We start from the raw sequence: 2458 nt of genomic DNA, 5'->3' as shown, positions 1-2458 counted from the left end.
GACCTCTGGAGGCCGCCGGAGCCGTCCGGTCACTGCACGGGGTGGGGGGTGGGGTGGTCGGGGTGGGGGGTGTCGGTGGGGTTGGTGGGGTTGGTGGGGTTGGTGGGGGTTGTGACGGAGGTGAGGAGGAGTTGGGCGACGTCGAGGACTTGGAGGGTGTCCTTGGCGGTGCCGTCGTTCTTCTTGCCGTTGACGGAGTCGGTGAGCATGACGAGGCAGAAGGGGCAGGCGGTGGAGACGATGTCGGGGTTGAGGGAGAGGGCTTCGTCGACGCGTTCGTTGTTGATGCGTTTGCCGATGCGTTCTTCCATCCACATGCGGGCGCCGCCGGCGCCGCAGCAGAAGCCGCGTTCCTTGTGGCGGTGCATCTCTTCGTTGCGCAGGCCGGGGACGTTGGCGATGATCTCGCGTGGGGGTGTGTAGATCTTGTTGTGGCGGCCGAGGTAGCAGGGGTCGTGGTAGGTGATGATGCCTTCGACCGGGGTGAGGGGGACCAGGCGGCCTTCGTCGACGAGGTGTTGCAGCAGCTGGGTGTGGTGGATGACGTCGTAGTCGCCGCCGAGCTGGGGGTATTCGTTGGCGAGGGTGTTGAGGCAGTGGGGGCAGGTGGCGACGATCTTCTTGGCCGACTTCGGTTTCCTCGACTCGGGTGTGATGTTGCCGTCGTCGTCGGTCTCCTCGCCGAAGGCGGTGTTGAGGGCGGTGACGTTCTGCGTGCCGAGTTCCTGGAAGAGGGGTTCGTTGCCCAGGCGGCGGGCGGAGTCGCCGGTGCATTTCTCGTCGCCGCCCATGATGGCGAACGTCACGCCGGCGATGTGGAGGAGTTCGGCGAACGCCTTGGTGGTCTTCTTGGCGCGGTCTTCGAGGGCGCCGGCGCAGCCGACCCAGTAGAGGTACTCGACGTCGGTGAGGTCCTCGATGTCCTTGCCCACGACGGGGACGTCGAAGTCGAGTTCCTTGAGCCATTCCAGGCGTTGTTTCTTTGCCAGGCCCCAGGGGTTGCCCTTCTTCTCCAGGTTCTTGAGCATGGTGCCGGCTTCGGAGGGGAACGCTGATTCGATCATGACCTGGTAGCGGCGCATGTCGACGATGTGGTCGATGTGTTCGATGTCGACGGGGCACTGTTCGACGCAGGCGCCGCAGGTGGTGCAGGACCACAGGACGTCGGGGTCGATGACGCCGTTGTCCTGGGCGGTGCCGACCAGGGGGCGTTCGGCTTCGGTGAGGGCTGCGGCGGGGACGTTGTGCAGCTGCTGCGGGGTGGCTTTCTCCTCGCCTTCGGTGGTTCTGCCGCCGCCGGCGAGGAGGTAGGGGGCCTTGGCGTGGGCGTTGTCCCGCAGGGACATGATCAGCAGTTTGGGGGAGAGCGGCTTGCCGGTGTTCCAGGCGGGGCACTGCGACTGGCAGCGGCCGCACTCGGTGCAGGTGGAGAAGTCCAGCAGGCCCTTCCAGGAGAACTGCTCGACCTGGGAGACGCCGAACACGTCGTCCTCACCGGGATCGGCGAAGTCGATCGCCCTGCCGCCACTGGTCATCGGCAGCAGCGCACCCAACGCCGTACCACCCGCCGCATCCCGCTTGAACCAGATGTTCGGGAAGCCCAGGAAACGGTGCCACGCCACACTCATGTCGGCCTTCAGCGAGACCACGATCATCCAGATGAACGAGACGCTGACCTTGATGCCGGCGAAGAGGTGGACCAGCGTCTCCAGGGTGGGAGTGCTCAGCCCCCCGAAGGCCTTGACCAGCGGGTAGGAGAGGAAGAACGCGGCCTCGTAGCCCTCCACGTGGTGCATCGCGCCCTCCAGGCCGCGCAGCACGTAGATCACGGTACCGATGGTCAGGATGACGTACTCGACGAAGTACGCGTGCCAGGCCGTGGAGCCGGCGAAGCGGGACTTGCGGCCGGCCCGCGACGGCAGGCTCAGCAGCCGGACCGGGATCAGCACGGCGATGCCCACGGTCGTCATCACGGTGATGAACTCGACGTACATCTCCCATGGCAGCCAACCGCCGATCACCGGCAGCCGGAAGTCCGCCGCGAACAGCTGGCCGATCGCCTGCACCAGGATCGGGATCAGGGTCAGGAAGCCGATCGCCACGAACCAGTGGGCGAAGCCGATGACGCCCCAGCGGTTCATCCGCGTGTGGCCGAGGAACTCCCTCACCAGCGTCACACTGCGCTGGTAGGGGTTGTCGGTCCGGGCGCCGGCCGGCAGCGGCTGACCGAGCCGGAAGAACCGGAAGAACTGGGCGATGACACGTGCGAACAGCGCCATGCCCACCACGGTCAGGACCAGCGACACGACGATCGCGGCGAGTTGCATGAGTGGGGCTCCTCAGGACTGCCGGGCTCGGGTGAACCGCCCAGTCAACTTACCGAGCGGTAACTTATGCGGTTCGTCTGAGGGTACCCACTTGTGGCGCCGTGACGCAGTCGGTTGACGGGTGATCTGCG

The 2458-nt window shown here is 66.1% G+C and carries 1 protein-coding gene; it reads right to left on the bottom strand.

Annotated features, from left to right (window positions below):
* Positions 1-29 precede the first annotated feature (29 nt).
* Positions 30-2327: a (Fe-S)-binding protein gene (locus ACFYWL_RS31005; RefSeq protein ID WP_386980329.1), complete on the bottom strand. Its 2298-nt coding sequence runs from the start codon at positions 2325-2327 to the stop codon at positions 30-32.
* Positions 2328-2458: the final 131 nt, after the last annotated feature.

This window comes from Micromonospora sp. NPDC002575, from assembly GCF_042889525.1.
Lineage (GTDB): Bacteria > Actinomycetota > Actinomycetes > Mycobacteriales > Micromonosporaceae > Micromonospora > Micromonospora carbonacea.
The sequence above is the reverse complement of the archived record's forward strand: the minus strand, read 5'-3'. Positions and strand labels throughout refer to the sequence as shown.

Coding starts and splice junctions, on each gene's coding strand:
- ACFYWL_RS31005 (WP_386980329.1), bottom strand. CDS start 2,327: ATGCAACTCGCCGCGATCGTCGTGTCGCTGGTCCTGACCGTGGTGGGC.